The sequence below is a fragment of the Pontibacter coccineus genome (genome assembly GCF_030546575.1).
GTDB classification, from domain to species: domain Bacteria; phylum Bacteroidota; class Bacteroidia; order Cytophagales; family Hymenobacteraceae; genus Pontibacter; species Pontibacter coccineus.
The window spans coordinates 134,606-161,131 of record NZ_JAUOTN010000004.1 but is presented as its reverse complement, the minus strand read 5'-3'; the positions used below and the strand labels follow the sequence as shown (position 1 = coordinate 161,131).

At 53.6% G+C, this 26,526-nt stretch carries 21 protein-coding genes; 11 read left to right on the top strand and 10 right to left on the bottom strand.

The window, feature by feature from the left end:
- The first annotated feature begins 22 nt into the window (after positions 1–22).
- Positions 23–1,408 (top strand): FAD-dependent oxidoreductase, encoded by a 1,386-nt coding sequence (locus Q4E40_RS10670; RefSeq protein WP_303412076.1) that lies wholly within the window; start codon positions 23–25, stop codon positions 1,406–1,408.
- A gap of 190 nt (positions 1,409–1,598) precedes the next feature.
- Here Q4E40_RS10670 and Q4E40_RS10665 read toward each other — a convergent pair whose 3' ends face one another.
- The gene (locus tag Q4E40_RS10665; RefSeq protein ID WP_303412075.1) at positions 1,599–2,873 is read right to left on the bottom strand and encodes a porin family protein; all 1,275 of its coding nucleotides are present in this window, start codon (positions 2,871–2,873) and stop codon (positions 1,599–1,601) included.
- A 173-nt stretch (positions 2,874–3,046) separates the two neighbouring features.
- Complete coding sequence (locus tag Q4E40_RS10660; RefSeq protein WP_303412074.1) at positions 3,047–4,312, bottom strand: PorT family protein; 1,266 nt, start codon at positions 4,310–4,312, stop codon at positions 3,047–3,049.
- A gap of 277 nt (positions 4,313–4,589) precedes the next feature.
- On the opposite strand from Q4E40_RS10660, the gene Q4E40_RS10655 reads away from it, so the two are divergent.
- The gene (locus Q4E40_RS10655; protein ID WP_303412073.1) at positions 4,590–5,084 is read left to right on the top strand and encodes a DUF4168 domain-containing protein; all 495 of its coding nucleotides are present in this window, start codon (positions 4,590–4,592) and stop codon (positions 5,082–5,084) included.
- A 61-nt stretch (positions 5,085–5,145) separates the two neighbouring features.
- On the opposite strand, the gene Q4E40_RS10650 is transcribed toward Q4E40_RS10655, so the two are convergent.
- The 3 genes from Q4E40_RS10650 to asnS all read right to left on the bottom strand — a co-directional run bounded on the left by Q4E40_RS10650 (position 5,146) and on the right by asnS (position 8,890).
- The gene (locus Q4E40_RS10650) at positions 5,146–6,681 is read right to left on the bottom strand and encodes a hypothetical protein (RefSeq protein ID WP_303412072.1); all 1,536 of its coding nucleotides are present in this window, start codon (positions 6,679–6,681) and stop codon (positions 5,146–5,148) included.
- Between the two features lie 71 nt (positions 6,682–6,752).
- The gene (locus tag Q4E40_RS10645) at positions 6,753–7,271 is read right to left on the bottom strand and encodes an outer membrane beta-barrel protein (protein ID WP_303412071.1); all 519 of its coding nucleotides are present in this window, start codon (positions 7,269–7,271) and stop codon (positions 6,753–6,755) included.
- A 179-nt stretch (positions 7,272–7,450) separates the two neighbouring features.
- Positions 7,451–8,890 carry an asparagine--tRNA ligase gene (gene asnS / locus Q4E40_RS10640; RefSeq protein WP_303412069.1) on the bottom strand — a complete coding sequence of 480 codons (1,440 nt, stop codon included), beginning with the start codon at positions 8,888–8,890 and terminating at the stop codon, positions 7,451–7,453.
- 285 nt (positions 8,891–9,175) lie between these two features.
- On the opposite strand from asnS, the gene rpoN reads away from it, so the two are divergent.
- The 4 genes from rpoN to Q4E40_RS10620 all read left to right on the top strand — a co-directional run bounded on the left by rpoN (position 9,176) and on the right by Q4E40_RS10620 (position 13,143).
- Positions 9,176–10,621, top strand: coding sequence for an RNA polymerase factor sigma-54 (rpoN, locus tag Q4E40_RS10635; RefSeq protein WP_253401177.1), 1,446 nt, complete (start codon positions 9,176–9,178; stop codon positions 10,619–10,621).
- A gap of 138 nt (positions 10,622–10,759) precedes the next feature.
- Complete coding sequence (locus tag Q4E40_RS10630; protein WP_303412066.1) at positions 10,760–11,380, top strand: hypothetical protein; 621 nt, start codon at positions 10,760–10,762, stop codon at positions 11,378–11,380.
- A 67-nt stretch (positions 11,381–11,447) separates the two neighbouring features.
- Positions 11,448–12,230, top strand: coding sequence for an enoyl-CoA hydratase-related protein (locus tag Q4E40_RS10625; protein ID WP_303412064.1), 783 nt, complete (start codon positions 11,448–11,450; stop codon positions 12,228–12,230).
- Positions 12,231–12,417: 187 nt separating this feature from the next.
- Complete coding sequence (locus tag Q4E40_RS10620; RefSeq protein WP_303412063.1) at positions 12,418–13,143, top strand: TapB family protein; 726 nt, start codon at positions 12,418–12,420, stop codon at positions 13,141–13,143.
- On the opposite strand, the gene Q4E40_RS10615 is transcribed toward Q4E40_RS10620, so the two are convergent.
- Positions 13,144–13,854: an ABC transporter ATP-binding protein gene (locus tag Q4E40_RS10615; protein ID WP_303412062.1), complete on the bottom strand. Its 711-nt coding sequence runs from the start codon at positions 13,852–13,854 to the stop codon at positions 13,144–13,146.
- 239 nt (positions 13,855–14,093) lie between these two features.
- On the opposite strand from Q4E40_RS10615, the gene Q4E40_RS10610 reads away from it, so the two are divergent.
- Positions 14,094–14,678, top strand: a complete 585-nt coding sequence (locus Q4E40_RS10610; RefSeq protein ID WP_303412061.1) for a DUF4142 domain-containing protein — start codon at positions 14,094–14,096, stop codon at positions 14,676–14,678.
- A 96-nt stretch (positions 14,679–14,774) separates the two neighbouring features.
- Entirely contained in the window at positions 14,775–15,347 is a 573-nt protein-coding gene (locus Q4E40_RS10605; RefSeq protein WP_303412060.1) for a DUF4142 domain-containing protein, read from the top strand.
- Positions 15,348–15,404: 57 nt separating this feature from the next.
- Here Q4E40_RS10605 and uvrA read toward each other — a convergent pair whose 3' ends face one another.
- The 3 genes from uvrA to Q4E40_RS10590 form a co-directional block, all read right to left on the bottom strand.
- Positions 15,405–18,299: an excinuclease ABC subunit UvrA gene (uvrA, locus tag Q4E40_RS10600; RefSeq protein WP_303412058.1), complete on the bottom strand. Its 2,895-nt coding sequence runs from the start codon at positions 18,297–18,299 to the stop codon at positions 15,405–15,407.
- Positions 18,300–18,430: 131 nt separating this feature from the next.
- Positions 18,431–18,814: a YidH family protein gene (locus Q4E40_RS10595; protein WP_303412056.1), complete on the bottom strand. Its 384-nt coding sequence runs from the start codon at positions 18,812–18,814 to the stop codon at positions 18,431–18,433.
- Between the two features lie 87 nt (positions 18,815–18,901).
- Positions 18,902–19,297, bottom strand: coding sequence for a YidH family protein (locus Q4E40_RS10590; protein WP_303412054.1), 396 nt, complete (start codon positions 19,295–19,297; stop codon positions 18,902–18,904).
- A gap of 185 nt (positions 19,298–19,482) precedes the next feature.
- Between Q4E40_RS10590 and Q4E40_RS10585 the strand changes: the two genes are divergently transcribed.
- The 3 genes from Q4E40_RS10585 to Q4E40_RS10575 all read left to right on the top strand — a co-directional run bounded on the left by Q4E40_RS10585 (position 19,483) and on the right by Q4E40_RS10575 (position 25,413).
- The gene (locus Q4E40_RS10585) at positions 19,483–22,167 is read left to right on the top strand and encodes a TonB-dependent receptor (RefSeq protein WP_303412053.1); all 2,685 of its coding nucleotides are present in this window, start codon (positions 19,483–19,485) and stop codon (positions 22,165–22,167) included.
- Positions 22,168–22,238: 71 nt separating this feature from the next.
- The gene (locus tag Q4E40_RS10580; RefSeq protein WP_303412052.1) at positions 22,239–23,306 is read left to right on the top strand and encodes a DUF4249 domain-containing protein; all 1,068 of its coding nucleotides are present in this window, start codon (positions 22,239–22,241) and stop codon (positions 23,304–23,306) included.
- A 16-nt stretch (positions 23,307–23,322) separates the two neighbouring features.
- Complete coding sequence (locus tag Q4E40_RS10575) at positions 23,323–25,413, top strand: hypothetical protein (protein ID WP_303412051.1); 2,091 nt, start codon at positions 23,323–23,325, stop codon at positions 25,411–25,413.
- Between the two features lie 159 nt (positions 25,414–25,572).
- Here Q4E40_RS10575 and Q4E40_RS10570 read toward each other — a convergent pair whose 3' ends face one another.
- Entirely contained in the window at positions 25,573–26,436 is an 864-nt protein-coding gene (locus Q4E40_RS10570) for an LOG family protein (protein WP_303412050.1), read from the bottom strand.
- Positions 26,437–26,526 lie beyond the last annotated feature (90 nt).

The window sequence follows — 26,526 nt, the reverse complement described above, 5'->3', positions numbered from 1 at the left end:
GTATATTCTATACCCTTGCACTATGGCCGAGAGAAAGAACATCACCATCATGGGAGCCGGACTGGTTGGTTCGCTGCTGTCGCTATACCTGGCCAAGCGTGGCCACAAGGTGGACATTTATGAACGCCGGCCCGACATGCGCAAGACCCTGCTCGATGGTGGTCGTTCGATTAACCTCGCCCTGAGCGACCGTGGCTTTCGGGCCCTGCGCGGTATAGGTATAGAAGAGGCCGTGCGCAAAGTGGCCATCCCCATGCACGGCCGCATGATGCACGACGAGCAGGGTAACCTCACGTTTCAGCCTTATGGCAAAGAGGGGCAGTCCATCTACTCGGTGTCGCGGGCAGGATTGAACGCCGCCCTGATGGATTTGTCGGAGCCGAACCCCAACATTACCTACCATTTTAACCGGCAGCTGCTCGACCTGGACCTGCACCGCAACAAAGCCACGCTGCGCAACCACGAAACTGGCGGGTTGGAGGAGCTGCAAACAGAAATGCTTTTCGGGGCCGACGGCGCTTTCTCGATGGTGCGCAACGCTATGCAAAAAACCGAGCGCTACAACTACTCACAGAGCTACCTCGAGTATGGCTACAAAGAGCTGACTATACCTGCGGCGGCAGGCGGCGGCTGGCTACTGGAAAAGCACGCCCTGCATATCTGGCCGCGTGGCAACTACATGATGATTGCCCTGCCCAACCTGGACGGCAGCTTTACCTGTACCTTGTTTTTCCCCTACGAAGGCGCGCTTTCCTTTGAGAGCATCAAAACAGACGACGACCTGCGCAACTTCTTCCTGCAGGCTTTCCCCGATGCTGTGCCCCTTATGCCTGAATTGGCGGAGGACTATTTCTCGAACCCCATCGGTTCGCTGGTGACGGTGAAGTGCTTTCCGTGGTCGTTTGAGGACAAAGCCCTGCTGATAGGCGATGCCTCCCACGCGGTGGTGCCGTTCTACGGGCAGGGGATGAATGCCGGCTTTGAAGATATCACCGTGCTTGACCAAATGCTGGAAAACTTCAATGGGGATTGGGAAAGCCTTTTCAAGAAGTTTGAGCGCATACGCAAACCCGATGCCGACGCCATTGCCGACCTGGCCGTGATGAACTTCATCGAAATGCGCGACAAGGTGGCTGACCCGCGCTTCCTGCTTCGCAAGAAAATCGAAGGCAAAATCAACCAGCAATACCCCGACAAGTGGATTCCGCTCTACTCCATGGTCACCTTCACCGACCTGCCGTACTCCTACGCCCTGGAAACCGGCCGCCTGCAGGACGCCATTATGAAAAAGGTGATGAAGCACATCAAAACCGTGGAAGACTTCGATAAGCCGGAAGTGCAGAAACTGCTGGAGAAGCAACTTGTAGAGAAAGAGAAGCTGAAGGGGTATCAGGAGCAGGAGGTGTAGGGCCTATACTACCCATCTACTTTTCTTTCTATACCTGCTAAAGACAACTGCTCTTCCGGAACGCTAACGCCGGAAGAGCAGTTGTCTTTAAAGCCATTAGGTTAATGACAATAAGTGTACATCCATTTCCTGCCTATCAGCGGATGAAAAGAATTTGTCATCTGCTGATAGGTGATAGGAAGCAACTGATTTATTTGAACAGGTGAGCAGCCATTAGGTAAAAGCCCTGGTGCTTGTCGGTCAGCCAAACCCTGGAGTCTGAATTGCTGAGGTCTGTAGCCAGATACCGGCCATACTCATACCTGAACTGCAGTAAAGCAGCGTGTCTTTCGTTTATCTGAAGTTTGGTGCCCACAGCAGCAGTTAAGGCATGCGAAAGCGTGGTGCCAACCTCATTTCTCCCCATCCTGCTGTTTTGTACGTGGCCGGTAGCATGGTACTCGGTTCGCTGAGTTCCTGTTACCTTGCTGTCCAGGATGTAATCAGTCACTATACCTGCACCAAAGTAAGGGCTGAACCTGCCGTTGGTGGTGATCGTGTGGCGGAGCATGATAGGCAACGACACGCGTGTCATCGCAATGGTATATTCTCCACTGATCGTGTAGGAATCTCTGGGATAGTTGAAGCTCCCGATGTGTCGCTCCTGGCTATACATCGGCTCCATTTGCACTGACAGACGTTCGCTTTTCTTTGGTGAGGTGAAGTTTAACACGCCGCCAAAAACAAAATTGTGTGTCATGGAAAAGTCTGCCCCGTAAAACTTGTGTATGGTGGTGTTGTGGTTGAACTGAAGTGACGTTGAATAGCTGCCTGCAAACACGCCCAGTTCTGTCTTGAGCCATGAATGATCCTTTTTGTAGGAGATGGCACTGGTTGGCGCTGCACAGGTATTGTAATTTCGGACGATGGCCGTTACATCCGGCACATGCAGGCGCTGCCGCACTTTCAGCATCAGTTTGTCAGGCACCGGACAGTCGAGGGTGAGGGAGTTAATGAGGATCAGGTGTTGGGTGGAAGTACTGACCGTCTGTCTTTCCCCTGTGTACATGGGCAGATTATGATCGTCGTTCTGCAGGTATAAGTGCTTCAGGCCGCTGTTCTCTTTCTCCAGGTATAGCAGATTGTTCTGGGTATAGAGCATAATTCTACCCTGTTCCACTACCTCTACGAACATGGGGTTCGACACGCCTTCACCGCTCGGCACCTGCTTGCTCATAAAAGGAGCCTCTCCCTCAATGCCGTAGGCCAGGATGTCGGCAGGGAGGTATTCTTTGGCCTCTGCTTCTTCCGAGGTCTTAAAAATACAACTTTGATAGGTCAGTTTGCCTTCGCGGTATCGCACCAAGCCTTTGGTTGTGTCGCCGTCGGCCTGTACGATAAAGCCCGGCCTGTAAATCTGGGCGGTCGCATGAAAAGGGATAAGAAGGGCCACCAAGGCCAGACCAGCAAGTAGAAATTGTTTCATAAAGGATTGGGTATAGGTAGTAGGGGTATACAGGGTTGGGAGTTTAGTGAGTTCCGGCCGATTTATAAGGTATAGATGTCTAAAGATTACTGGTTGGAGCTAGAATCCAGGGACAAGGTCCGGCGGTTTGCTGATTCCGTTAACAGTTTTAACACACTTAAGAAGCCGTCAGCCTAAAGGTATACCCCGAGCAGTATTGAAACCGTCCTGGTATTGGAGGTGAGCGCCTGGCTTGTTTTGCTTACGATGCCCTGCTCGTGCAAATCCTGTCCATGCTCGTAACGGGCTTCCAGCGACAGGCGACGCTTGCTGATGTGAAGGTAAGCGCCTGCACCTAGCATAAAACCCTGCTGTACATTGTTCACAAACCCGGGAATGTCGCGGTCGCGCAGCGTAGGTTTGCTGTTCTCGGTCTGGCGGTAATACTGGGTGTGCGTGTACTCGCGGCGCTGCATAAAGTTATGGAAAACACCCGCATTCACGAAAGGCTGGACTGCCTTGCCGGCAAAGTCGTAGCGGAAGGCAGTGGTCAACTTAAAGGCACTCAGGTCAAAAGAAATCTCGTTGTCGTAGTACGCATCAAACCAAACATAGGTCGGGTCAGCCTGAAAGCTGTTCTGCGCATAGCGCCCCTCCAGCAGCAGCGACGCGTTCTGGTTGATGCGAGGAGAGTAGAGCAGCAAAGCCAAGCCAAAAGTAGGGTGCGTGTTACTGTTGAATTCGGCGTGATCGAGGTGCAGGTACCTTTCGTCTTTGGCCGAGAAGTGAAGCGAGGTATGGCTCATACCCGCCACAACGCCCGGACGAATGGCAAACCACTTCTTCGATTCTTTAAACGTGATCTGTTCCTGCGGGTCTCCGGCGCAGGTATTGTAAGCGGTAATCAGGTCCACGAGGCTTTTCTCAGCCAGCTTCACCCGCTCTACTCTCTGGAACATCTCGAAGCAATCCTGCATCAGGGTGTTGAGGGTGCGCACGTAGTGGTTGATGTCTCTTTGAGCTGTTATGCCATACGTGTTGACATAGGTTTCTTTTGTGATGTAAAGCTTGTGCAGTTTCTCAGAGCTGTCGCGCTTGTCAACAAAATAAGTGCCCTTGTACACATACAGGCTCATGGTGCCGCGCACCAACTCCTGCATAAACACATACTCAGCAGCCAGGGTATCTGCATGGTCGAGCGTGCGGGTGCGGAAGTTGCGGTCGCCCGGAAAGCCGTAGCCTGCTAAGTCATTGGCAGTATAGGAGGCCGTGGTCGACTGGCCGTCTCTTTTGAAGCCGATCGTTTTGCCGAGCGCATCAGTGCGATAACTTACCTGGCCTTGCAGCGTGTCGCCCTGCGGAAGCACGACGTAACCGGGTTTGTAATCACTTTGTGCTGCAACTGGTACTGAAAGTAGGACCCCCAGGTACAGGGTAATAAGTTTGTATAGGTTTCTCATGCGCGCAGGTTGTTCAAAAAAAGGATTGAACAATAAATATAGTAGGATATACCTATATAGACCAGTATTCTCCTGATATTTTGTATAATATTATACAAGGGCATCCTTTGTTATGCAAACGGCTGGCATTCGCTTTTGGCAGGATTATTGGACCATGGAGCGGCAGGCAACTAAAAGCTGAAAACTATTTTTCTCAAATAATGTATAGTTTAAGTGGTAATTGAGAGAGCCTGCCTTTCCTTATTGATCATTTCAAAAATTTTAACCCCCGAGTCTTATGAATATTTTCCATAAACTGAAAGTCACTGCTGTGGCAGGACTTGTTGTAGGTTTCGTATCTGTCAGTGGCAGCGCTCTGGCACAGCAGACCACTCCCCAGAAAGCGCCGCAGCAGCAAACGCAGGCTATTTCTGACCAGGATATCAAGCTGTTTGTAGATGCCAGCACCCGCCTGATGGAGCTGCAGCAGGAAAGTGAAAAAGCCATGCTGGTGATTCTGGAAGAGGAAAAACTGAGCGTGGATAAGTTTAACGCCCTGGCGCAGGCACATCAGCAGCAGAAACTGGACGAAGCTGAAGGCACAGCCGCTGAAAAAGCCGCCTTTAACAAAGCGATCGGTCGCATGATGGAAATGCAGCCTGACATTGAGAAGAACATGCAGACGGCCATCCAGAAAGACGGCATGACGATGGAGCGCTACGAGCAGATCATGTTGGCCTACCAGCAAGACCCTGCCGTGCAGGCAAAAATCCAGAAATTGATGGGCTTGTAAAAGGAATAGCTAATTAAAGCAAAAAAGCTTCGCCGGATCCGGCGAAGCTTTTTTGTTGGGCTTAGTTCTGTGTGAACTCCAAAATTTTAAAGGTCTTGCTGCGCTTGTCGAAGTAGCCGTAGTGCAGCTTGTTGTTGCCATAGCGGTACAGGGTTTTATACTCCGGCGTCTGCTTCAGCTCCTCTTCATAGGCCTCTATCTTATCCTGCACGGTGGCGGCCGTGCTGTCGTCTTTCGCCACAAAGGCTTTGTCGAGCGTTTCGCTGTCCAGCACAGCTCTGAAGTAGGTGCTGGTGCCCGGGCCTACCGACTCGCCCGCCTGGTTGTAGAACGGGTCGTAGTAGTAGCGGTTGTAGGGGGACATGCTGTAGCTGTACGGCAGCGAATAGGCTGGTATCCAGCGGCCCGGCATCAGGAATAAGCCGCGGGAGGTCTGGATATAGCGGTCCGGCGTGCGCACCAGCCTGGTCGGGTCTCCGCCAGGGTTGCGGCGGGCCGGTGGCTGATATGAACCAATGGTCAGCTGCAGCGTGCTGTCGTTGAAGGCATCCACCGTAATGGCAGGCTTGCCGGTTGATAAGTTGCGCATCACTTTAGACGTTTTCTCGATCACGCTATTGCCGGACGAAAACAAGGCGCCCGCTCCCCGCTGGTGCACCGGCGTGGCTTTGATGTCAATGTCCTGGTCGGCCGTATACCTGTACTCCTTGATCGGCTGCAGGCTGCTGAAGTCGAAAGCAGTCAGCGTAAACGCGTCTTTCTCGAGCTGTACCCGAAACAGGGTATTGCCATGCAAAAAGGAGTTGAAATTGGCCTCGTTTTTTACAGCCAGCGACGGTAGGGTGCGGTACTCCGTTTTTCCGCTTGGCCAGTCGAGTGTCAGGATCTCGGTAGTCAGTTCGTTTTTCTTGCCACGCAGCGAAAAGCCGTCGAATACCAGGTATAGCTTGTCGCCGCGGGTATAGATCTTGCTGCGGTGCTGGCCGGCAAACACGGTGCGCTCCAGGTCAGGGTGCACAAAGATCAGTTCCTGTTGGCGCTCGCCTTTGGTGCGGGTACGTGGTAGGTCGGCCAGTTGGAACGTCTTCTTCTCGTAATAGCTTTCGTCCAGTTCCCGGTGCAGGATCAGGTTGTCCTTTTTATCGGTGTAGATCATGTAGAAGTGCGAGGCGTCCGCAAAGGCCCCAACAAACGTTTCATTTCTTTCGCGACGCAAGGGCACATCGGGCAGGCTGCGGAAGGCACCGCTATACCTGTTCACGGCAAAGGGGCGCACAAACTCCTTGTTGCCGTTGACAAAGCGGCTGTAAAACACAAACTCCGTATCGGTTACGCGGGTGCCCAGCACCTGGGGTTGCTGGCCGTTGCGATAGGGGATTTCCTGTGTGGCCACGGTCTGCCCCTGGGCATCTACCAGGCTAAAGTTCAGCTTACCGCCTTGAAAAAAGTAAAGACAAACGTTGCCATCGCCATCCGCTACCGACACCAGGTCTTCAGCCCGGCGCAAGGGTAGCTCCAGACTGGCGAACTCCTGCTGCGCACGTACCTCCGGGGCCGCAAAACCAAGCAGGAGCAAGGCTAATATTATATATCGCATAAGACTATTTATTAGGGATTTATCTTATGAACGATAGCAAATTTCTAGCCAGAAAGATAATATTACTGACACTATTTGCTACTGATGCAATAGGAGAGGGATAGTTGGAATACTTGGTTCTTAGCGTCTATGACTTTGGCAAGTCCCACCTGGTGTCGAAGGCTGCCGGTTAGTTTGGCTTCATCTCCGAAAGTAATCCCGTAGGCCAGCCCATAGTCACTTCCTTTCATGTTCGGCCTGGAAGAGTAGGCCTCAAATTCATATCGCTCAGACAGCAACAGTCCTGCATAGCCACCACCCTGTAAGCTTACACGGGGGGCAATAAAAGCCTTGGCAAGCAGAGGAACATTGAAGTAATGTAGCAACAGGTGGCCCCTGTCGATCTTGGCTCCCTGAAGAGAATACTGAGCCTCCATTTGTATACCTAACCAGTCGTTTTCCATGGTAAGGTAAGTTATGCCGGCATGGACTCCAATCTGTCCGCCAAACCAAGGCTCCTCTTTGGGTGCTAAGGTCGTCAGGCTTGGCCCGATTTTGATACTGGTGTACTTCCTTTTGTCGGAGGAGGGAGAGGCCTGCTCTTGTGCCATCAGCGTAGTAGAGCAAAATAAAAAGAGTCCTATAAAGATTATGTAGAATTTATGCATAGGAAATGGAAAGAAATTAGACACATAAAGATAGGTGAATGCAGGATAGCTTTTTTCAGCTATAACGAAAAAGCCCGGCTAAGGTATAGCCGGGCTTTTGTAGGTATAAGTTATAGCCTGTGTTAAAACTCTGCGTTCCCCGGGGTGCGTGGGAATGGAATTACGTCGCGGATGTTGCCCATACCAGTCACAAACTGCACCATGCGCTCGAAGCCCAGACCGAAGCCGGCGTGCGGACAGCCCCCAAAACGGCGGGTATCCAGGTACCACCACAGGTCTTCCTCTTCAATGCCCACGCCCTTCATGCGCTCCACCAGTATCTCCATACGTTCCTCACGCTGCGAACCACCCACAATCTCGCCGATGCCCGGCGCCAGGATGTCCATCGCGGCCACGGTCTTGCCGTCGTCGTTGAGGCGCATGTAGAAGGCCTTGATATCTTTCGGGTAGTCGGTCACGATCACCGGTTTCTTGAAGTGCTTCTCCACCAGGTAGCGCTCGTGCTCGCTCTGCAGGTCGATGCCCCAACTCACGTCGTACTGGAATTTCTTCTTCTTATAGTGGCTGGAGTTCATCAGAATGTCCACCGCCTCGGTATAGGTCACGCGCTCAAAGTTGTTGTTCACGACAAACTCCAGCTTCTCGAGCAGCGTCATTTCCTGGCGCTCGTTCTGCGGCTTGGCCTTGTCTTCCTCCACCAGGCGCTGGCCCAGGAACTCGATGTCCTCGCGGTTGTGCTCCAGGGCGTAGCGGATGATGTATTTGATGAATTCCTCGGCCAGGTCGGCGTTCATTTTCAGGTCGTAGAACGCCATCTCCGGCTCAATCATCCAGAACTCGGCCAGGTGACGGGCGGTGTTGGAGTTCTCGGCACGGAAGGTCGGGCCGAAGGTATAGATGTCGCTGAAAGCCATGGCCGCCAGCTCGCCTTCCAGCTGACCTGACACCGTTAGGTTGGTGGCCTTGCCGAAGAAGTCCTCCTCGTAGTTGATCTTGCCGTCTTCCGTGCGCGGGAGGTTATCCAGGTCAAGGTTGGTGACATGGAACATCTCACCGGCGCCCTCTGCGTCAGAGGCCGTGATGATCGGCGTGTGCATGTACACGAAGCCCTTCTCGTTGAAGAACTTGTGCACGGCAAAGGCCAGCGTGTTGCGCACGCGGAACACCGCGCCAAACGTGTTGGTGCGGAAGCGCAGGTGGGCGATCTCGCGCAAAAACTCCAGCGAGTGCGCCTTTTTCTGCAGCGGATAGGTCTCCGGATCGGCCTTGCCTACTACCTCGATGGTATTGGCTACTATTTCAAAGGCCTGCCCTTTGCCCTGTGAGGCCACGAGTTGGCCCGTGATGGAAACGGCAGCGCCGGTTGTCACGTCTTTCAGGGACTCTTCGCCGAACTTCTCAGCATCGGCTACTACCTGCAGGTTCTGTATCGTGGAGCCGTCGTTCACGGCAATGAAATTCACAAACTTGTTGCCGCGCTTGGTGCGTACCCAGCCCTTCAATAATACCTCTTTGCCTTCTTCGGCACCAGTCAGTAGCTCTTTTACTTTCGTGCGTTGCATGTTATTTCTAGTAGCGTAATGTGTCTGAACAAATTATGGGTTAAGGTATAATTTCCGGCCCTCCTGAGAAAGACGGAAAAGATGCCATGCTGCCCCGAACCAACCGTCCTAACCTGCTTAGGGAAAGTCCTGTAGCGGGCAGGTGAACTATAGTTGGCTCCCTGGTGCAGCCCCCTTTTCAATAATCCCTCAAAGTAACGATATTTTAACCTTTTTTGTAAATGCAAGTAAAATTATCCTAAATTTGAAGGTGCACTAAGCGGCACGAATATCCGTTTTCCTACTATGCAGCGACTCGATTTAAGACAACTCTTATCCCAGAAGTTATCGCCGCAGCAGATACAATTTATCAAGCTGCTGCAGATACCTACTGTTGAGCTCGAGGCGCGCATAAAAGAGGAGATGGAAGTGAACCCGGCGCTGGAAGAAGGCCGTGAAGAGTCCGAAAACGAGTACAGCGACTCAGAATCAGAGGACTACGACAGCGAGGACGACTACGGCAAAGACGAAGTTGACATCAACGATTACCTCAACGATGACGAGATAAGCGGCTACAAGATGCAAGGCGACCGCGGTGGCGATGAGGAAGACCGCGAGATGCCGATTGCCATGTCCAGCTCGCTCAACGACAACCTGATGGACCAGCTCGGTTTCCTGGCCCTCGACGACAAGCAGTATACCATTGGCATGCAGCTCATCGGCAGCATCGACAGCGACGGTTACATACGCCGTGAGCTGAGCTCCATTGCCAACGACCTGGCTTTTTCGCAGAACGTGATGACCACCGAAGAGGAGATTGAGCAGGTGCTGCACATGGTCCAGACCTTCGATCCGGCAGGAATAGGCGCCCGCGATCTGCCGGAGTGCCTGCTGCTGCAACTCGAGCGCCGAGAGCAGGACGAAACTACCCGGCTGGCTGAGCGCATCATCAAGGAGTCGTTTGACGAGTTCACCAAGAAGCATTATCAGAAAATACAGTCGAAGTTTAACGTTTCGGAAGATGAGCTGAAAAAAGCCATCGACGTAATCATCAAACTCAACCCGAAACCGGGCGGAAGCGGGGCCGGCATGGCGCGGGTGCAGTACATTATACCTGACTTTATCCTGACCAACGAAAACGGGCAGTTGCAGCTCTCGCTCAATTCCCGCAACGCCCCGGACCTGCGCATCAGCCGCTCCTATGCCGACATGTTCGACGCCTACGACAAGTCAGATAAGAAGGACAAGAAGCTGAAAGAGACGGTAACTTTCGTGAAGCAGAAGCTGGACGCGGCCAAATGGTTTATTGATGCCATACGCCAGCGCCAGAACACGCTGCTGCGCACCATGGAGTCGATCATCAAGTACCAGCACGAGTTTTTTCTGGAGGGCGACGAAAGCAAGCTGCGCCCGATGATTCTGAAAGACATCGCCGAAGACATTGGCATGGACATCAGTACCGTGAGCCGCGTGGCCAACAGCAAAGCTGTGCAGACGGAATTCGGCATCTATCCGCTCAAGTACTTTTTCTCCGAAGGCATTGCCACTGACTCCGGCGAGGATGCCAGCAGCCGCGAGGTAAAGCACATCCTCAAGGAAATCATCGACAAGGAAAGCAAGCGCAAGCCGCTCTCCGATGAAAAGATCGAAAAGATGCTCAACGACAAGGGCTACAACATAGCCCGCCGTACCGTGGCCAAGTACCGCGAGCAGCTCAACATACCGGTGGCCCGCCTGCGGAAAGAACTTTAGTAGAATGACTAATGATGAATGAATAATGAGTAGTTAATAATGATGAATAATTAATTAGCTGTTCATTGTGAGGCGTATACCTGTCAGATAACTCAAAATTTTAGTCATTATTCATTTATCATTAATAATTAACCTTTCTTGAACCGCTCCCTCGCCCGCTTTTTGTCTGTTGCGTTTCACCCTCTGCTGATGCCGACGTATCTGTTTGCCATCATCCTTTATTTTTTGCCGGTTTCTTCTATCTCGCTTCCACTGCAAAGCCGCTGGATCGTGCTGAGCATGATCTTTTTCACCACGTTCATGGTGCCCGGGCTGGGGGCTTTCGCCATGTTTAAAACCGGCTTCATCGACTCTTATGAAATAGACCGGCGGGAACAGCGAAGCAGGCCGCTTCTGTTTACCGCCCTTTGCTATGCCGTCACGACCTACCTTTTTTACTCAGAGTCTGTGTTTGATCAGCTCTTCTATTTCGTGATGGGCGTGGTCACAGCCTCCGTTCTGGTGGCCTGGTGCGTTTCATTTTTCTGGAAGATCAGTGCGCACGGCATTGGGTTGGGAGGAGCCTTGGGAGTGCTTCTGCTCATGAACAAACTCATGCCCGAATCAGGTTTGCTTATACCTATCGTGCTGCTGGTTTTAGTGTCAGGGGCGGTGCTCTCGGCGAGACTGGCCTTGCATGCCCATACCCCGGCGCAGGCGTATACGGGCTTTCTGACAGGGCTTTTGCTGGTACTGTTGGCGGGCTTTGTGGCCCTGTAGCCGCTTTTGCTCTTCAGGGTGATTATCTATACCTTTGGTTATCTCTTCTACAAAAACAAACGACAACATGAACTACGAATGCTTGCTATATGATGTGCAGGGTGGCATTGCCACCATCACGCTGAACAGACCCGATGTTTTCAACGCCTTTAACGACAAGCAGAGCTACGAGCTGCAGGACGCCCTCAAACAGGTAACCCGCGATGACAGCGTGCGTGTGGTGATTTTGACAGGCGCTGGCAAAGCCTTCTGCTCCGGCCAGGACCTCAAGGCCATTGCCAGTGCCGACAAGCGTGATCTGTCGGAGTCGCTGGAGAAGCGGTATAACCCGATCATCCGGGCCATGCGCAGCCTGCCCAAGCCCATCATCTGCAAGCTGAACGGGGTAGCCGCCGGTGCCGGTTGTTCCCTCGCCCTAGCCTGCGACCTGGTAGTAGCATCCACTGCCGCCAGCATGATCGAGGTGTTCGTGAACGTAGGCCTGGTGCTCGATTCCGGTTCTTCTTTCTTTTTGCCGCGTGTAGTGGGTTCGCTGAAGGCTTTTGAGCTGAGCACACTGGGCTCTAAAGTAAGCGCCGAAGAGGCCTTGCAACTGGGCATGGTAAACCGCGTGGTGGCTCCGGAAGAGCTGGATGCGACTGTAGCCGAACTGGCTGCCCGCTATGCTGTGGCGCCTACCAAAGCCATCGGTTTAATGAAGAAGATGCTCAACAAGTCATTTAATTCCACGCTGGACGAAATGCTGGATTACGAGGCCCACTGCCAGAAAATAGCCGGAAGCTCTGCTGATTACAAAGAGGGTGTAACGGCCTTTAACGAAAAGCGCAAGCCAAACTTTACAGGCGCCTAGCCCGCTTTACCTTTACCTACTTTATTGAAGCCAGGCCTTGTGCCTGGCTTTTTTTATACCCTGTGTTTCAGTCCGATCACTGGTCAATTATGGCCACCTACCTGCAAGTCAGGTGTTTATAGGGGTATTGCATAAATTATAACTATCTTTAGAAAAGTTATTGATATCAATTTAACAGGTAAAGACTATGAGAAAGATGTACCTTCTTTTTGTTATCGCCATGCTGTGCGGATTCTTATCAGTGCCAACCACTACCATAGCGCAGGACTGCAGTGGCTACCTTTTGCTCACCGAAAATGCCGAGTACGAGATACTTAGCTACAACCAGCGCAATAAGCTCACCGGAAAGGTAGTGTATAAGGTAACCGATGTGCGGCAAAACGGCGGCAAGTCGGAGGCGACGGTCCATACCAAGATGTATGACGAGAAAGGGAAAATGGCCAACGAGGGGAGCTACCAGGTAGGCTGCGAAAACGGCTCCGTCTGGGTGGACATGCGCTCCCTGATGAACCCCGACATGATGTCCGCCTACAAAGACATGGAAATCAAGATGGAGGGCGACCACATGGATTACCCGGCCTCCCTTAGCCCCGGCCAAAAACTAAAAGACGGGAGCTTTACCATCGATGTGCTGGACAAGAACAGCGGGCAGAACTTCAGCACGATTACGATGCTGGTGACCGACCGTACCGTTGGCGAAAAAGAGCGGTTTGAGGTACCGGCCGGTACCTACGAAGGCTTCAAGATAAACCAGGACATGGAGGTGCAGACCCGCGCCATGGGTATGAAAATGCCTGGTACCCGCATGCAGACCGTGGAGTGGTTTGTGCCTGGCACGGGTTGGATAAAATCAGAAACCTACCGCAATGGCAAGCTGATGGCCTACAGTGTGCTCAGCAAGATCAACAAGTAATCAGAAAGAGTAGCCGATCGAGAAGTTGAGCTGTGGGGAGGGACCCACTGTTATAACGGCACCCTCGTCGGAGTGGACCACATGCCCGATGATATTCTCTTTGATCAAATCGCCGCCATTGGTGGCATTGGCGATTTTGACGCGTCCTCCAAGCCCGCCAGAAAGCTCGGTTGTAAAGTGGCGCCCTAGTCGGAACTGATAGCCTAGGTGGTAGCTCAGGTCCAACGCGTTCTGGTAGAGCCGGCCTACATACCTGAAGTCGGGATCGCTGGGCGGCAGGTCGGGCAGGTCGAACACGTTGCGCTCAAACACAATGAAGCGGTAACTGAACATGGGCCCGTGAAAAAAGCCAAAAGGGGGAGATTTCTTCTTAGAGGTATAGTAACGTTGGCTCATCCGGATGCCGATGCCCATCACGTCTTTCGCATTCGAAGTCCATCCATCGCCTTTCAGGTGCAGTTTGTAGAAATAGCTCAGCCCAAACTCATTGCTGATGCCGGGCGAACGCACCTTCTCGTACGATACAAACACCTCCCCATAATGCAGCGGATGGATCTTGAGCGTCTTGTCATGGTCGCGGTCTATGTTGATCATTTCGGTGCGGTCTTCTCTTTCCTCCTCCGTTACTTGCGCGTGGGCCGCAGAGCAGATCAAAAAGCAACTGCCGAATAGCAAGGCTGCAATGGCGCGCATGGCAAAGAGTCGTATCATGAGGTATGGCCTGTGCAGGGTTTGGTAGCTTATTTCATGTGTATATCGTTTTATACCTGAGATAGTTGTAGTCGTTTGCGCCTAAGTTTTATACACACGCACTCTGTGCCTGAATATCGCTAAAACAGAGATTTTTGTCCGTCTCCCCTATATTCGAGCCACATGATATAACTCCATAGCCTTAGGGGCGTATACCAATTTGTTTAAACTATCTAACTATTTATAAAGAAACTCATACTATGAAAAGAATTGCAACATCAGGATTAATGGCCTGTGCCTTCCTATTTGGCACCATGGCCTGCGGTGGCTCCGGCAACGACAGCGTGGATCAGGCGCAGGATGTAACTGAGGAGCGTTTTGAAGACACTGCCATGGAAGAGGAGCGCGATGACCAGGCCGAGTTTATGACCAAGGCAGCCAGCAGCAGCATGATGGAAGTAGAGGCAGGCAAGCTGGCGCAGGAGCGTGCCACAAATCCGCAGGTGAAGGAATTTGCCGCGATGATGGTGAAGGACCACACGGCGGCTAACAAGGAAATGAGTGACCTGGCGCTCAGCAAAAACATCACGCTGCCAGACAGCATGAGCAATGAGCACATGAGCCAGATGCGTGACCTACGCGAAAAGCAGGGAGCCGAATTTGACAGAGATTACATGGACAAAATGGTGAGCGCCCACGACAGTGACATCAGCCTGTTCGAAGATGTGACGGAAGATGCCGACTACGATGATGCAGAAGTGAAGGCCTTTGCCACCAAAACGCTACCTAAGTTGCGCGAGCACCACAAGCGCGCTCAGCAGATCAAAGACGGTCTTAAGCAGTAAGCGTTAACCCAAACACTGGGCATTTCCTAAAAACTAATTATCTTGGGCATCTGCACCCGGTATGGCTGCAGATGCTCATATTTTAAACCCATGTGTATGATCCGAAAAATTACCCTATACCTTGCCAGTGCCATGCTTCTGCTGGGCACTGCCAGTTGCGGCCCCGGCGACAGTATTGAGCAGGCCGCCGCACAAAGCGTAGCACAGTTTGAGGCCGCCGGCGTGCAGGGAATGAAAAACGATGCCTTGTTCATAGCCGAGGCCACCAGCGCGAATATGCTGCAGGTGCAGCTCAGTGAACTGGCTTTGGAAAAAGCTGTCAGTCCGGAAGTAAAGGAAATGGCGCAGGAAATGGGCGCAGGTCACCAGCGATTGATGGAAGACTTGCAGAACGTAGCCGTGCAAGGTGAGTTTGTAGTGCCCAACGAAATGGGCAGAGCGCATCAAAAAGTATACGACGATGTGAGTGCTGAAACAGGTATAGGTTTTGACCTGGCCTACATTAAGCGCATCCGCGAAGAGCACGACAACCTGCTGAACCGGTACGAGGACATGGCCGAGAACGCCCAGGTGATGGAGGTAAAACAGTTCGCCTCCAAGCAACTCCCGCTCCTGCGCCAGCACCTCCAAAAGACAGAGGCACTGGAGGACAGGCTCGAAAGCATCTAAAACAAAAAAGCCGCTCCCATATCTGAGAGCGGCTTTTTTTATAGGTTGCTATACCTGCTAAGCCTGACCGTTTTCGCGGTAGTGGCTCGTTTTCAACTCCTCTTTCAGGAAGCGGGCGGTATAGCCTTTGCCTTTTTTGACAATATCTTCCGGCGTGCCGGCCGCTACAATGGTGCCACCGCCCTCGCCACCTTCCGGCCCGATGTCGATGATCCAGTCGGCGATCTTGATCAAATCCAGGTTGTGCTCGATGATGAGTACTGAGTTGCCTTTGTCGGTTAGCTTGTGCAATACCTCGCTCAGGTGCTCGATGTCCTGGAAGTGAAGACCGGTAGTTGGCTCGTCCAGAATATAGAGCGTCTGGCCGGTGTCCTTCTTCGACAACTCCGTAGCCAGTTTCACGCGCTGTGCCTCACCTCCCGATAGGGTAGTCGCTTGCTGGCCGAACGTGATATAGCCTAAGCCCACTTCGTTCAATGTCTGGATCTTACGCAGGATACGCGGCTGACTTTCAAAGAAATCCACCGCCTGCTCCACGGTCATATCCAGCACATCGGTAATGCTCTTGCCTTTGAAGCGCACTTCCAGCGTTTCGCGGTTGTAGCGCTTGCCTTTACAGACCTCGCAGGGCACGTATACGTCCGGCAGAAAGTTCATCTCGATTGTGCGCATACCTGCCCCTTCGCAAGCCTCGCAACGGCCACCCTTCACGTTGAACGAGAAACGACCGGGCGTATAGCCCCTGATCTTGGCTTCCGGCAACTGCGCGAACAAGGTACGGATGTCGGTGAACACGCCGGTATACGTGGCCGGGTTGGAGCGCGGTGTACGCCCGATCGGTGACTGGTCCACTTCAATTACTTTGTCGATATGCTCCAGTCCTTCTATTTTCTTGTAAGGAAGCGGATCGCGCTTGGCCCGGAAGAAATGCGTGTTCAGGATCGGGTAGAGTGTGTCGTGTATGAGCGAGGACTTGCCACTGCCCGACACACCGGTCACGCACACCATTTTGCCGAGCGGCAGTTCCAGCGTCACATTCTTTAAGTTGTTGCCGGTGGCGCCTTTCAGTTTCAGTACCTGGCCTGTGCCCGGGCGTTTCACACGCGGCACGGCTATACCTCTGCGGTTGCTCAAAAAGTCGGCCGTGGTCGTGCCGGCGTTCATCATCTCTTCCGGTGTGCCGGCAGTTACCACTTGTCCCCCATGTATACCTGCGCCCGGACCGATGTCCACCACGTAATCGGCTTGCAGGATCATATCCTTGTCGTGCTCCACTACAATGATGGAATTACCCAGATCGCGGAGGTCCTGCAGGGCCTTGATCAGGCGCTCGTTGTCGCGCTGGTGCAGACCGATGCTTGGTTCATCCATGATGTAAAGCACGCCTACCAGCTGCGTACCGATCTGCGTAGCCAGGCGTATACGCTGGCTCTCGCCACCGGATAGCGTCTTCACAGGGCGGTGCAGGCTCAGGTAGTCCAGGCCCACATCCAGCAAAAAGCCGATGCGCTTGCGAATCTCCTTCAACAGCTCACGGGCGATCACGTTCTGGCGCTCGCTCATGCGTTCTTCCACACCCTCAAACCAGGCAGCCAGTTTGTTGATGTCAAGCACCGAGAGTTCGCCGATGTTCGTGTTGGCAATCTTGAAGTGCAGCGATTCTTTCTTGAGGCGATACCCGTTGCATTCCGGGCAGGTGGTGGTCTGTGCAAAGTCCTCTACCCATGAGCGGATGTTATCGGAGTCCGATTCCATCTGGTTTTTCAGGAAGTTGACGATGCCTTCGAACTCCACCACATAGTTGCCCTTTTTAGTATTTACCTCCAGGTCTTCGTCCAGCCCATAAAGCAACACCTTCAGCACATCCTCCGGCAAATCCTTGATCGGGGTCGAAACCGACACTTTGAAATGCTTGAAGAGCGCCTCCATCTGCTTGAAGATCCAGATGTCGCGGTACTCGCCGAGCGGTGCTATGCCGCCGCGGCGTATGCTCAGGCTATTGTCAGGTATAACCGACTCTTCCGTGATCTCCTGTATCTCACCCAAACCGGTACACACCGGGCAGGCGCCGTACGGGGAGTTAAACGAGAAGGAGTTCGGGGCCGGATCGTCGTAGGCGATGCCGGTGGCCGGGTCCATGAGGTGGCGTGAGAAGAAGTGGGTTTTGTCAGCGTCCATATCCAGGATCAGCGCCGTGCCCTTGCCGTGCGTGAGCGCATTCTGGATAGAGCCCGAAAGACGGAAACGGTCTTCCTCCTTCACCACGATCTTGTCGATCACGATCTCGATGTCGTGGATCTTATAGCGGTCCACCTGCATTTTCGGGTCGATCTCCAGCAATTCGCCATCCACGCGGGCTCGTATGAAGCCCATCTTTCGGATCTGCTGGAAGAGCTCGCGATAGTGCCCTTTACGGCCCTTTACCACTGGGGCCAGCACAATGATGCGCTTGCCGTCGAAGTTCTCCAGGATGTGGTTCACGATCTGGTCATCGCTCTGGCGCACCATTTTCTCACCGGTCACATAGCTATACGCCTCGGCCGTGCGGGCCCAAAGCAGACGCATAAAGTCGTAGATCTCGGTGATGGTGCCCACGGTGGAGCGTGGGTTGCGGCTCGTGGTTTTCTGCTCGATGGAGATCACCGGCGAGAGGCCTTCGATCTTGTCCACATCGGGGCGCTCGAGTCCGCCCATAAAGGAGCGGGCGTAGGCCGAGAAGGTTTCCATGTAGCGGCGCTGGCCTTCGGCGTAGATAGTGTCGAAAGCCAGCGAGGACTTGCCCGAGCCACTAATGCCGGTAAAGACCACCAGCTTGTAGCGCGGCAGCTTGATGGAAATGTTTTTGAGGTTATGTTCGCGGGCACCGTATACTTCGATCTGCTGTGTTTCGCCATTTTGCGAAAAGGCAGTGTCGGTGCCGGTTGCTGTGTCTTGCGCTTGGTTAAAAGCCATTCAGGAAAGCTTGATTTTAAATAGCAAAGTTACAAAAATATCAGCGCCTCCGTACCCGAAGATGCTAACCCTTCTTAACAGCGATCGGCGCTAAATGGTTTAGCTTTCAGCAATTATCCTTAGCATATACCTCAATCTACGTTTCCGTAGCGCGAAGCCTGCTTTTCGTAGAGTGCTTCGTGGTGGTGGCTGGTGGGTTCGTAGCTCTGCCAGTGGCGTTTGATCAGCTTTTGCTTCTTAAGATAGCGCACAAAACTGTAGACTGCCAGCAGCACGCCAAGTAACATCAGGGTAAGGCCGATCAATTTCATGTACACCAGGTGCGAAAACTTGATAGCGGCAAAGCCACCGGCAATAAGCGCAATGGCAGTCCGTAAGTACGCCATGAAGGTACGCTCGTTGGCGAAGATAGTCCGCTGGATGGCCATCTCGTCGCGTATCTCCGTGTTCTTCTTCTCCAGTTTCCTGAGCTTCTTCTTGAGCCTTTTGATTTCGTCTTGCTCCGGCACCTGCATTGATTCCTTTTTTGAGAAATATACGAAACAAATACGACGAAGTGCAGCCTATACCTGCTGCGGAACTAACCCGGCTGATGGCCTCGGTTAAGCAGCGGATTGCTTGCCGTTCTCGCCGGGTTGGGGCAGCTCGTTGTGCGCCCGCTCGTGCTCGTGGCTGGTGGGGCAGTAGTCCTGGTGGTGCCCCTCAATGATGCGCTGCTTGTGCCTATACCTGACAAAGCTGTAAACTGCCAGTATGATGCCAACCGGGATCAGGATGACGCCAATGACGTCCAGGTAGAGGTCATCGGAAAGTTTGATAGCCACATAACCGCCCACGGAGATCGTCATAGCCGTGCGCAGGTAGGCCATCAAGGTGCGTTCGTTGGCGAAAATGGTGCGCTCAGCGGCCATGTGATCCCGTATCTCAGCGTTCTTCTGCTCCTGCACTTTCAGCTTCTTTTTGAGCTTCTTTATCAACTCTTTGTCTGTTTCTGACATAGGCTTGGCTCTCCATTTATTATGTACGATTCTATGGCAGTTAAGTAAAATGTAAAAGCGCAAAGCTTTTGCGCAGCGGCCATTCCAAAATTTTCAAATTCAATGTTAAAACTATATATTGCTAAGGTGCAATGTAGTCGCTTTCTATCCCTGCTGCGCACCTACGCCAACCGCATCCCTGTTTTATGAGAAGACGCTACCATTACTTTCTGCTTATTTTCCTGCTGCTATTGCCCGGCTATACCTGGGCACAGGATACCGGGCAGATCCGCATTACGGCCAGCTACCAGGAGCAGCCCCTGCAGGCGGTGCTGCAAGACCTGCAGCAAAAGCACAAGCTGCGCGTATTCTACCAGCCCGAGTGGGTAGAAGGAGTACAGATCACTCAGGTGTTTGATCAGGAACCGATCGCCAGCGCACTGCAAAAGCTTCTGGGAAGAGCCCGCTTGTCGTTTGTGCTCTATGACGACCGCACCTTTGTGTTGGTACCCCAGTCTGCGGCCTCCATTTTCCGGTCCGACACGGTGCAGTCGGGGGCAGCTGTTGCAGGACAGGCCACTGAGCGCATTGTGACTTTGAGCGGGCAGGTGCGCAACGCCAAAACAGGCGAGCCCTTTATCGGAGCCACCGTGCTGCTGGTGGAGACAGGGAAAGGCACTGTGGCTGATGAGCAGGGCAGGTATACCTTATCGGTGCCCGCGGGGAACTATACCTTACGGGTGCGGGCCATGGGCATGGTAGAGGACCAGCGGCGGGTGAGCTTGCAGCAAAGCCGTACTATGCACGTCGAGTTGTTCGAAGTAAGCAACCAGCTGCGGGAAGTAGAGGTATCGGCCAAAGCGCCCGACCATAACGTGGAAAGCCTGGAGATGGGGGTGGCCCGCCTCTCGATACAGGAAGTGCGCAAAATGCCCAACTTTCTGGGCGAGGTGGACGTCTTGCGCAGCATCATTACGCTGCCGGGCGTGACCACCGTCGGCGAGGGGGCGAGCGGCTTCAACGTACGCGGTGGCAGCATCGACCAGAACCTGATCTTGCAGGATCAGGCACCGCTTTTCAGCTCCTCTCACCTGTTTGGCTTCTTCTCGGTCTTCAATCCGGATATGGTACAGGATGTTACCTTGTACCGTGGCGGTATACCTGCCCGGTATGGCGGCCGCATCTCGTCGGTGCTGGACGTGGAGCTGAAAGAGGGCAACAAGAAAGCGCCCATCCTGAGCGGGGGTATCGGACTGCTGGCCAGCCGCCTGATGGTGGAAGCGCCCCTGCTCAAAGACAAAGCCTCTTTTGTGCTCGGAGCCCGTGGGGCCTACCCCGGACTGGCCATGCGCTATGTACCCGACAAGGCTGTGCGCGACAGCGACGGCTACTTCTATGACTTCAATGCCAAGGTTGACTACACCATCAGCGCCAAAGACCAGCTCATGGTGTCGGGTTACCTGAGCCGCGATGGTTTCCGCTTCGGAGCGGACACCACCTATACCTGGGGTACTGCTACCGGCACCGCCCGCTGGAACCACACCTTCAATGACAAGCTGCTGTCAAGCGTGACTGGCGTGGTGGGAGACTATGACTATGGCGTGGAAGCCAAAACAGAGCCCTACAGCTATACCCTCGACTCGGAGATCAAGTACAAGCAGCTCAGGGCAGACCTGAATTATGAGCCTTCCGTGCGGCATAAGATGGGTCTGGGCGCCTCCTCCTCCTGGTATGAGTTCAGCCCCGGCACCCTGACGCCTGGTTCAGAGCTGTCGAGTTTACTGCCCGTCCATATGCCGCGTGAGCGCTCAGTGGAAGCGGCCCTATACCTGGACCACGAATACACGCTCAGTCCAAGGATTTCGGTCAGCTACGGCCTGCGCTACTCCTCCTACTATAACCTGGGACCAGGCGATGTGTACGTGTACGATCCGGAGTCGCCCCGGCGCGAGTCAACCATTATTGATACGCTCAGCTTTAGCAATGGCGGTGTGATACAGCGATACGGTAACTTTGAGCCGCGCGCTTCGCTAAAAATAAGCCTGGGGGAGAACAGCTCTGTCAAACTGGGTTACAACCGGATGGCGCAGTACATTCACCTGATCTCCAACACAACAGCCGCCTCCCCGGTGGATATCTGGAAAACGAGCAACCCGCATCTGCGTCCACAGCTCGGGGACCAAGTGGCGCTGGGCTTTTTCAAAAACCTGCAGGACAATACCATTGAGCTCTCAGCAGAGGCCTATTACAAGAAGCTGCACGATCTGGTGGAGTACAAGGACGGGGCCCGGCTCCTGCTCAACAGCACCCTCGATGCCGACCTGCTGCCCGGCGAGGGCAAGGCCTACGGACTGGAGCTGATGGTGCGCCGCAATAGCAAAAAGCTGACAGGCTGGGCAAGCTATACCTACTCTAGGTCGCTGCGCCGCGTCAACGGCCCCACGCCCGAAGAGCGCATCAACAACGGCAACTTCTTCCCGGCCAACTTCGACAAACCGCATGACCTCAGCCTGGTCCTAAACCAGCAGCTGACCCGTTTGATCAGCATGTCTGCGAACTTCACCTATAGCACAGGCAGGCCGATCACTTATCCGGAGTCAGTTAGCTATATCGACGGGCTGCTGATGGTGAATTACAGCGACCGCAACCAGCACCGCATACCCGACTACCACCGCCTGGACCTGGCCTTTGTGATAGACGGCACCAACAAACGGAACGCAAACTGGGTGAGCAGCTGGGCTTTCTCAGTATACAACGTGTACGGTCGCAAGAACCCTTATTCGGTGTTCTTCAAACCAGCCTACGGCGGCACCATTCCGCAGGCCTACCGCCTGTCAGTGATCGGGTCGGCGGTTCCGGCTATCACTTACAACTTTAAGATCACAAGATGAGTGCGGGGCGATGGAATGGACAGGCCTGGCGCAGAGTCCTGATTTTACAGAGAAATGAAAATAACCTGAAAATGCAGTTAGTAACTAAGTGTCATCAAACCCGGGTGTGGGCCATGCTGCTTCTAATGGTTTGCCTGCAGGCCTGCGTGGAGCCTTTTGAACTCCAGACCGGCACAGCGCAAAAGTCGCTGGTGGTGAGCGGCCTGATCACGGATCAGAATAACCCGGAGCTGAACAAAGTCACCCTTACCTGGACTGCCCCTTTCGATAGCGAAAACCAGCAGGTAGTGGTAGAGCGCGTGCATAACGCCACTGTCATGGTACAGGACAACCTCGGCAACAGCATGCCTTTGTACGAAGGGCCCGGAAATGGCGTGTATACCCTGGGTGCGGATGATTACCGGGTAGAGCAGGGCAGGAGCTATACCTTGCACATCACGCTGCCCGACGGCCGGGAGTATACCTCGCGCCCGGAACTGCTGCGCCCGGTGCCTGCCATCCAGGGTATAAGCTATGAGTTCAAGCAGTATACAGACGTAGTGCGCAACTCAGCGGGTTTGCTGATCGAGCGCAGGTCAGTGGGTTTTGAGGTGAAAGCCCAGGTACAGGACCCCACTGAGCGAGGCAACTACTACCGTTGGGATACCGAAGGCGTTTTTGAGTTTTACACCAATACAGGTGACGTACCGGTGCCGTCGGTGTGCTGGGCCAATATGGGCAGCATCAACACCAAAGTGGTGACGAATAATGACAGGCTGGTGAATGGCCGCTATTTTGAGCAGCCGGTGGTGGTCGTGCCCGCTGATATCCCAACCAAGTACCGCATTAAGATCAGGCAGTTCTCGCTAACAGGCGAAGCATATGAATTCTGGCGCCTGTTCAATGAGCAGCAGTCCAGCGTAGGCAGTATTTTCGATCCGCCTCCGGCACGCATCAACGGCAATATGTACAGCGTCACCTACCCCGAGGAACGGGTAGTAGGGTATTTCACAGCTTCGTCCATGGTAGAAGACTTTATCGTGATCCAACGCCTGTTCTATGCCCCTTTCCCGGGGCTGCCATACGAGTTGCCTCTTGGAGACTGCCGCTATACCTTCTTATACCCAAATGTATCCGACGAACGGCCAATCGGCTTCTAATACTTAACTTCAACAGATGCACATACCCCTTGACAGCATCCCCAAACTGGCAGCCAGGCTGCTACTAGCCCTAGCTCCCATGCTTAGCATGCCGGCTTTTGCCCAGCAGGAGCAGGTTGCCAAAGCCGCCGCCGCCCAGGTACAGCGCCAGCTCTCCGATGAGCAGGTACAACTGGTACACAGTCAGCCCTGGTACATGGCAGGAGAGCGGCTTTGGTACAGTGCTATTGTGCGAAAGAGCTCCACTGCTCCCGCGAGCCGGGTGCTTTATGTAGAGCTGCTGGATGCCAAGGGCAGCACCCTGATCAACCAGCGGTTAGTGCTGGAGGACGGAAAAGCACAGGGAGACTTCCTGCTGCCCAAAAACATGCCTTCGGGCAACTACACGCTGCGGGCTGCCACCAACTGGATGCGGAACTTCAGTGCGCGGCAGCACTGGCAGGAGCCACTCACCGTTGTAAACCCGAACGAAGTGAAAGCGCTGGAAGGGCGACCGGCAGCAACCAAACCCATGCAGGTGCGGTTCTTTCCCGAATCTGGTACATGGCCGGCGGGAGCGCCTGCCAAAATAGTGGCAACCGTGACCAATGCGGCCGGAGTAGGTATAGCCGCTCAAGGTATAGTAGCTGATACGGCCGGGCAAACCATGGCCACTTTTAAAAGCGACGAGTCAGGTATAGCGGTGTTTAGTTTGACGGCCGCAGAGCAGCAGGAACTGGTCGCACAGGTACAGGCAGCAAACTATGCAACGCGACAGGTACCGCTTCCGAAGCCAAAGAAACAGGGCGCAGGCCTGGTAGTAGGGAAAGTAAGCCCTACAGGTATACAAGTAAATGTGCAGGCCCAATCGGCTGCAGGCCATGTGCTGGTGGCATTGTCAGAAGGCAAGGTATACTTCTCCCAGCACGTTACCGGAGCCGGGCAAGTCACCGTGCCCTGGCTCCATGCAACACAACCGGAATGTCGCCTGCTGCTGCTCAACACGGGTGGCCTGGTAGAAGCAGAGCAGTGGGTGATGCTGCCCCAGACAGCAGGCATAGCAGTACAGGCCGACCGCCAGCAGTACGGCACCCGACAGCAGGTATCTGTCACCGTAAAGGGGCTGCAGCCCCATACATGGCTCGCGGCCGCTGTGGCGGAGCAGCGTGCCATGCTACAACAGCCCAACGGATTTGCAGTTGCAAACGGTGTTCGGCAAGGATATGAAACAGACCAGGAACTGTGGGAGGCAATTGCCAGAAACGAAACCGAAGCCCGCTTCCGAAGAGAGCCCCTAGTAGAGCCCATGCGACAGGCAGATGTAAAGGCTCCCTTTCAACAGGAAACCTTCGCCAGGCAAACAGACACAGCTTTTGTGCAGGCGTTGCCGCCGCACGTGATACGCGTTACCCAGAAACACTATACCCGTACCAATATCCATGAGATTTATGGCCTGACAGAACCGCACTCCACCGCCCCGCTTCCACGTTTGCCAGCCGACCGGGTGTTCAAGCTGGATGAGTACGTTGCTTTCCAGGATGTTGAGGAGGCCATTCGGGAGGTGTCTACCAACCTGCGCATGCGCAAAAAGAAGGGCAGGCAAACGGTGCGACTGCTCTACGTCTCCTCCGAAACCAAGCGCATGATGAAAGAGGAACCGCTATACCTGCTGGACGGCGTGATGCTGGAAAATATGGATGAGATCATAGCGCTCGACCTGAATGACATTGCCTCCATTGAGATTGCCTGGTCAGAGGAGAAGTTGTATGCCGGCAACCTGGGGCGCCTGGTAGACAACGGCATGTTCGCCATCTATACCAAAAGCGGGGAGGCCCGCGAAAGACTCAAAGAAAAAGGGCTGCCCGTACTCTATGAGCAGTATAACCTGCCCCGGAACTTCGTAGTGCCAGCCGCCCCCTCAGGCGACGCTTCGCAGGCCCAACTACCGGATTTCCGGCAACAGCTGCATTGGCAGCCATACCTGCAGGCCGGAGCCGACGGCAGTGCCACCTTCATGTTCTATACCTCCGACGAAACCGGTGTGTTTGAAGTAAAAGTGCAAGGCCAGACAGCGGAAGGTATACCTATAGTCGGCAGTACCTCAATTGAAGTAAAGCTGTTAAACTGAAGTCAAAGTAAGACTAAGCTGTAGCAAGTGCTCTTCCTGTGCCTGCTCTCCTCATGAACCCGCTCTGTTGTTAGGCATTGCAAGATGATATATCAGCATAAAAAAAACGCCCCACTGTTCTGCAGCGGGGCGTTTTTTTTATGGAAGTGCTTGCTTCTCTTAGAAGTTTGGAGACAGCAGGTATTTGCTGTAGAAATCGTCGATCACTTTCACCGCCTCGGTGGCGTCGTCCACGATGTGCACCAGGTTCAGGTCTTCCGGGCTGATGTTGCTTTCCGTGTTCAGCATCACGTCCTCCACCCACTTAAACAGGCCTCCCCAGAATTCGCGGCCCACCAGCACGATCGGGAATGCGCCGATTTTCTTGGTTTGGATCAGGGTGATCGCCTCGAACAACTCGTCGAGTGTGCCAAAGCCACCCGGCATCACGATGAAGCCCTGCGCATACTTCACGAACATCACCTTGCGAACAAAGAAATAGTCGAAGTTGATGAGCTTGTCGGAATCGATGTAGATGTTGTTGAACTGCTCGAAGGGCAGGTGGATGTTCAGACCCACCGACTTGCCACCCTCGGAGTGCGCGCCTTTGTTACCGGCCTCCATAATGCCCGGTCCACCGCCCGTGATCACGCCATAGCCATGGCGTACCAACTTGGCAGCGATCTCCTCGGCCATGATGTAGTACTTGTGGGAGTTCTTGGTGCGGGCCGATCCGAAAATAGAAACGCAGGGACCGATCTTGGCCATCTTCTCGAAGCCTTCCACGAACTCAGACATCACCTTGAAGATCTGCCATGAGTCGGCGATCTTGATCTCGTTCCAGTCCTTGTCTACAAAGGCCTTTCTGATTTTGATGTCCTCTGCAGAAGCAGGCGGGGCCTGCACGTGCCCGGCCTCGCGCAGGTCGGTAATGGTTTTTGCTTTATTTTCGTTTACGTCCGGGTTTAGGATCGTTTGTCCGCTGCCGCTGTTGTGTGACTCGTCGTTGAGTTTCGTTTTGCTTGTCTTTCTAAGCTTTGCCATAAATCTTTCTTCGTCTTCTTCAGGAGGCAGGCCTCCTGCGGCGCACTCAAAATGAGGCGCCTTCTTCTATTTAATAAATAATTTAAAGGG

What these genes read in the sequence shown, in the direction of transcription:
- Q4E40_RS10615 (WP_303412062.1), bottom strand. Translation starts at nt 13,854, where the DNA reads ATGATACGACTCTTTGCCATGCGCGCCATTGCAGCCTTGCTATTCGGC.
- Q4E40_RS10670 (WP_303412076.1), top strand. Translation starts at nt 23, where the DNA reads ATGGCCGAGAGAAAGAACATCACCATCATGGGAGCCGGACTGGTTGGT.
- Q4E40_RS10610 (WP_303412061.1), top strand. Translation starts at nt 14,094, where the DNA reads ATGAAAAGAATTGCAACATCAGGATTAATGGCCTGTGCCTTCCTATTT.
- Q4E40_RS10570 (WP_303412050.1), bottom strand. Translation starts at nt 26,436, where the DNA reads ATGGCAAAGCTTAGAAAGACAAGCAAAACGAAACTCAACGACGAGTCA.
- Q4E40_RS10605 (WP_303412060.1), top strand. Translation starts at nt 14,775, where the DNA reads ATGATCCGAAAAATTACCCTATACCTTGCCAGTGCCATGCTTCTGCTG.
- Q4E40_RS10665 (WP_303412075.1), bottom strand. Translation starts at nt 2,873, where the DNA reads ATGAAACAATTTCTACTTGCTGGTCTGGCCTTGGTGGCCCTTCTTATC.
- Q4E40_RS10590 (WP_303412054.1), bottom strand. Translation starts at nt 19,297, where the DNA reads ATGTCAGAAACAGACAAAGAGTTGATAAAGAAGCTCAAAAAGAAGCTG.
- uvrA (WP_303412058.1), bottom strand. Translation starts at nt 18,299, where the DNA reads ATGGCTTTTAACCAAGCGCAAGACACAGCAACCGGCACCGACACTGCC.
- Q4E40_RS10595 (WP_303412056.1), bottom strand. Translation starts at nt 18,814, where the DNA reads ATGCAGGTGCCGGAGCAAGACGAAATCAAAAGGCTCAAGAAGAAGCTC.
- Q4E40_RS10580 (WP_303412052.1), top strand. Translation starts at nt 22,239, where the DNA reads ATGCAGTTAGTAACTAAGTGTCATCAAACCCGGGTGTGGGCCATGCTG.
- Q4E40_RS10650 (WP_303412072.1), bottom strand. Translation starts at nt 6,681, where the DNA reads ATGCGATATATAATATTAGCCTTGCTCCTGCTTGGTTTTGCGGCCCCG.
- Q4E40_RS10655 (WP_303412073.1), top strand. Translation starts at nt 4,590, where the DNA reads ATGAATATTTTCCATAAACTGAAAGTCACTGCTGTGGCAGGACTTGTT.
- Q4E40_RS10620 (WP_303412063.1), top strand. Translation starts at nt 12,418, where the DNA reads ATGAGAAAGATGTACCTTCTTTTTGTTATCGCCATGCTGTGCGGATTC.
- Q4E40_RS10585 (WP_303412053.1), top strand. Translation starts at nt 19,483, where the DNA reads ATGAGAAGACGCTACCATTACTTTCTGCTTATTTTCCTGCTGCTATTG.
- Q4E40_RS10625 (WP_303412064.1), top strand. Translation starts at nt 11,448, where the DNA reads ATGAACTACGAATGCTTGCTATATGATGTGCAGGGTGGCATTGCCACC.
- Q4E40_RS10660 (WP_303412074.1), bottom strand. Translation starts at nt 4,312, where the DNA reads ATGAGAAACCTATACAAACTTATTACCCTGTACCTGGGGGTCCTACTT.
- rpoN (WP_253401177.1), top strand. Translation starts at nt 9,176, where the DNA reads ATGCAGCGACTCGATTTAAGACAACTCTTATCCCAGAAGTTATCGCCG.
- Q4E40_RS10645 (WP_303412071.1), bottom strand. Translation starts at nt 7,271, where the DNA reads ATGGCACAAGAGCAGGCCTCTCCCTCCTCCGACAAAAGGAAGTACACC.
- Q4E40_RS10575 (WP_303412051.1), top strand. Translation starts at nt 23,323, where the DNA reads ATGCACATACCCCTTGACAGCATCCCCAAACTGGCAGCCAGGCTGCTA.
- asnS (WP_303412069.1), bottom strand. Translation starts at nt 8,890, where the DNA reads ATGCAACGCACGAAAGTAAAAGAGCTACTGACTGGTGCCGAAGAAGGC.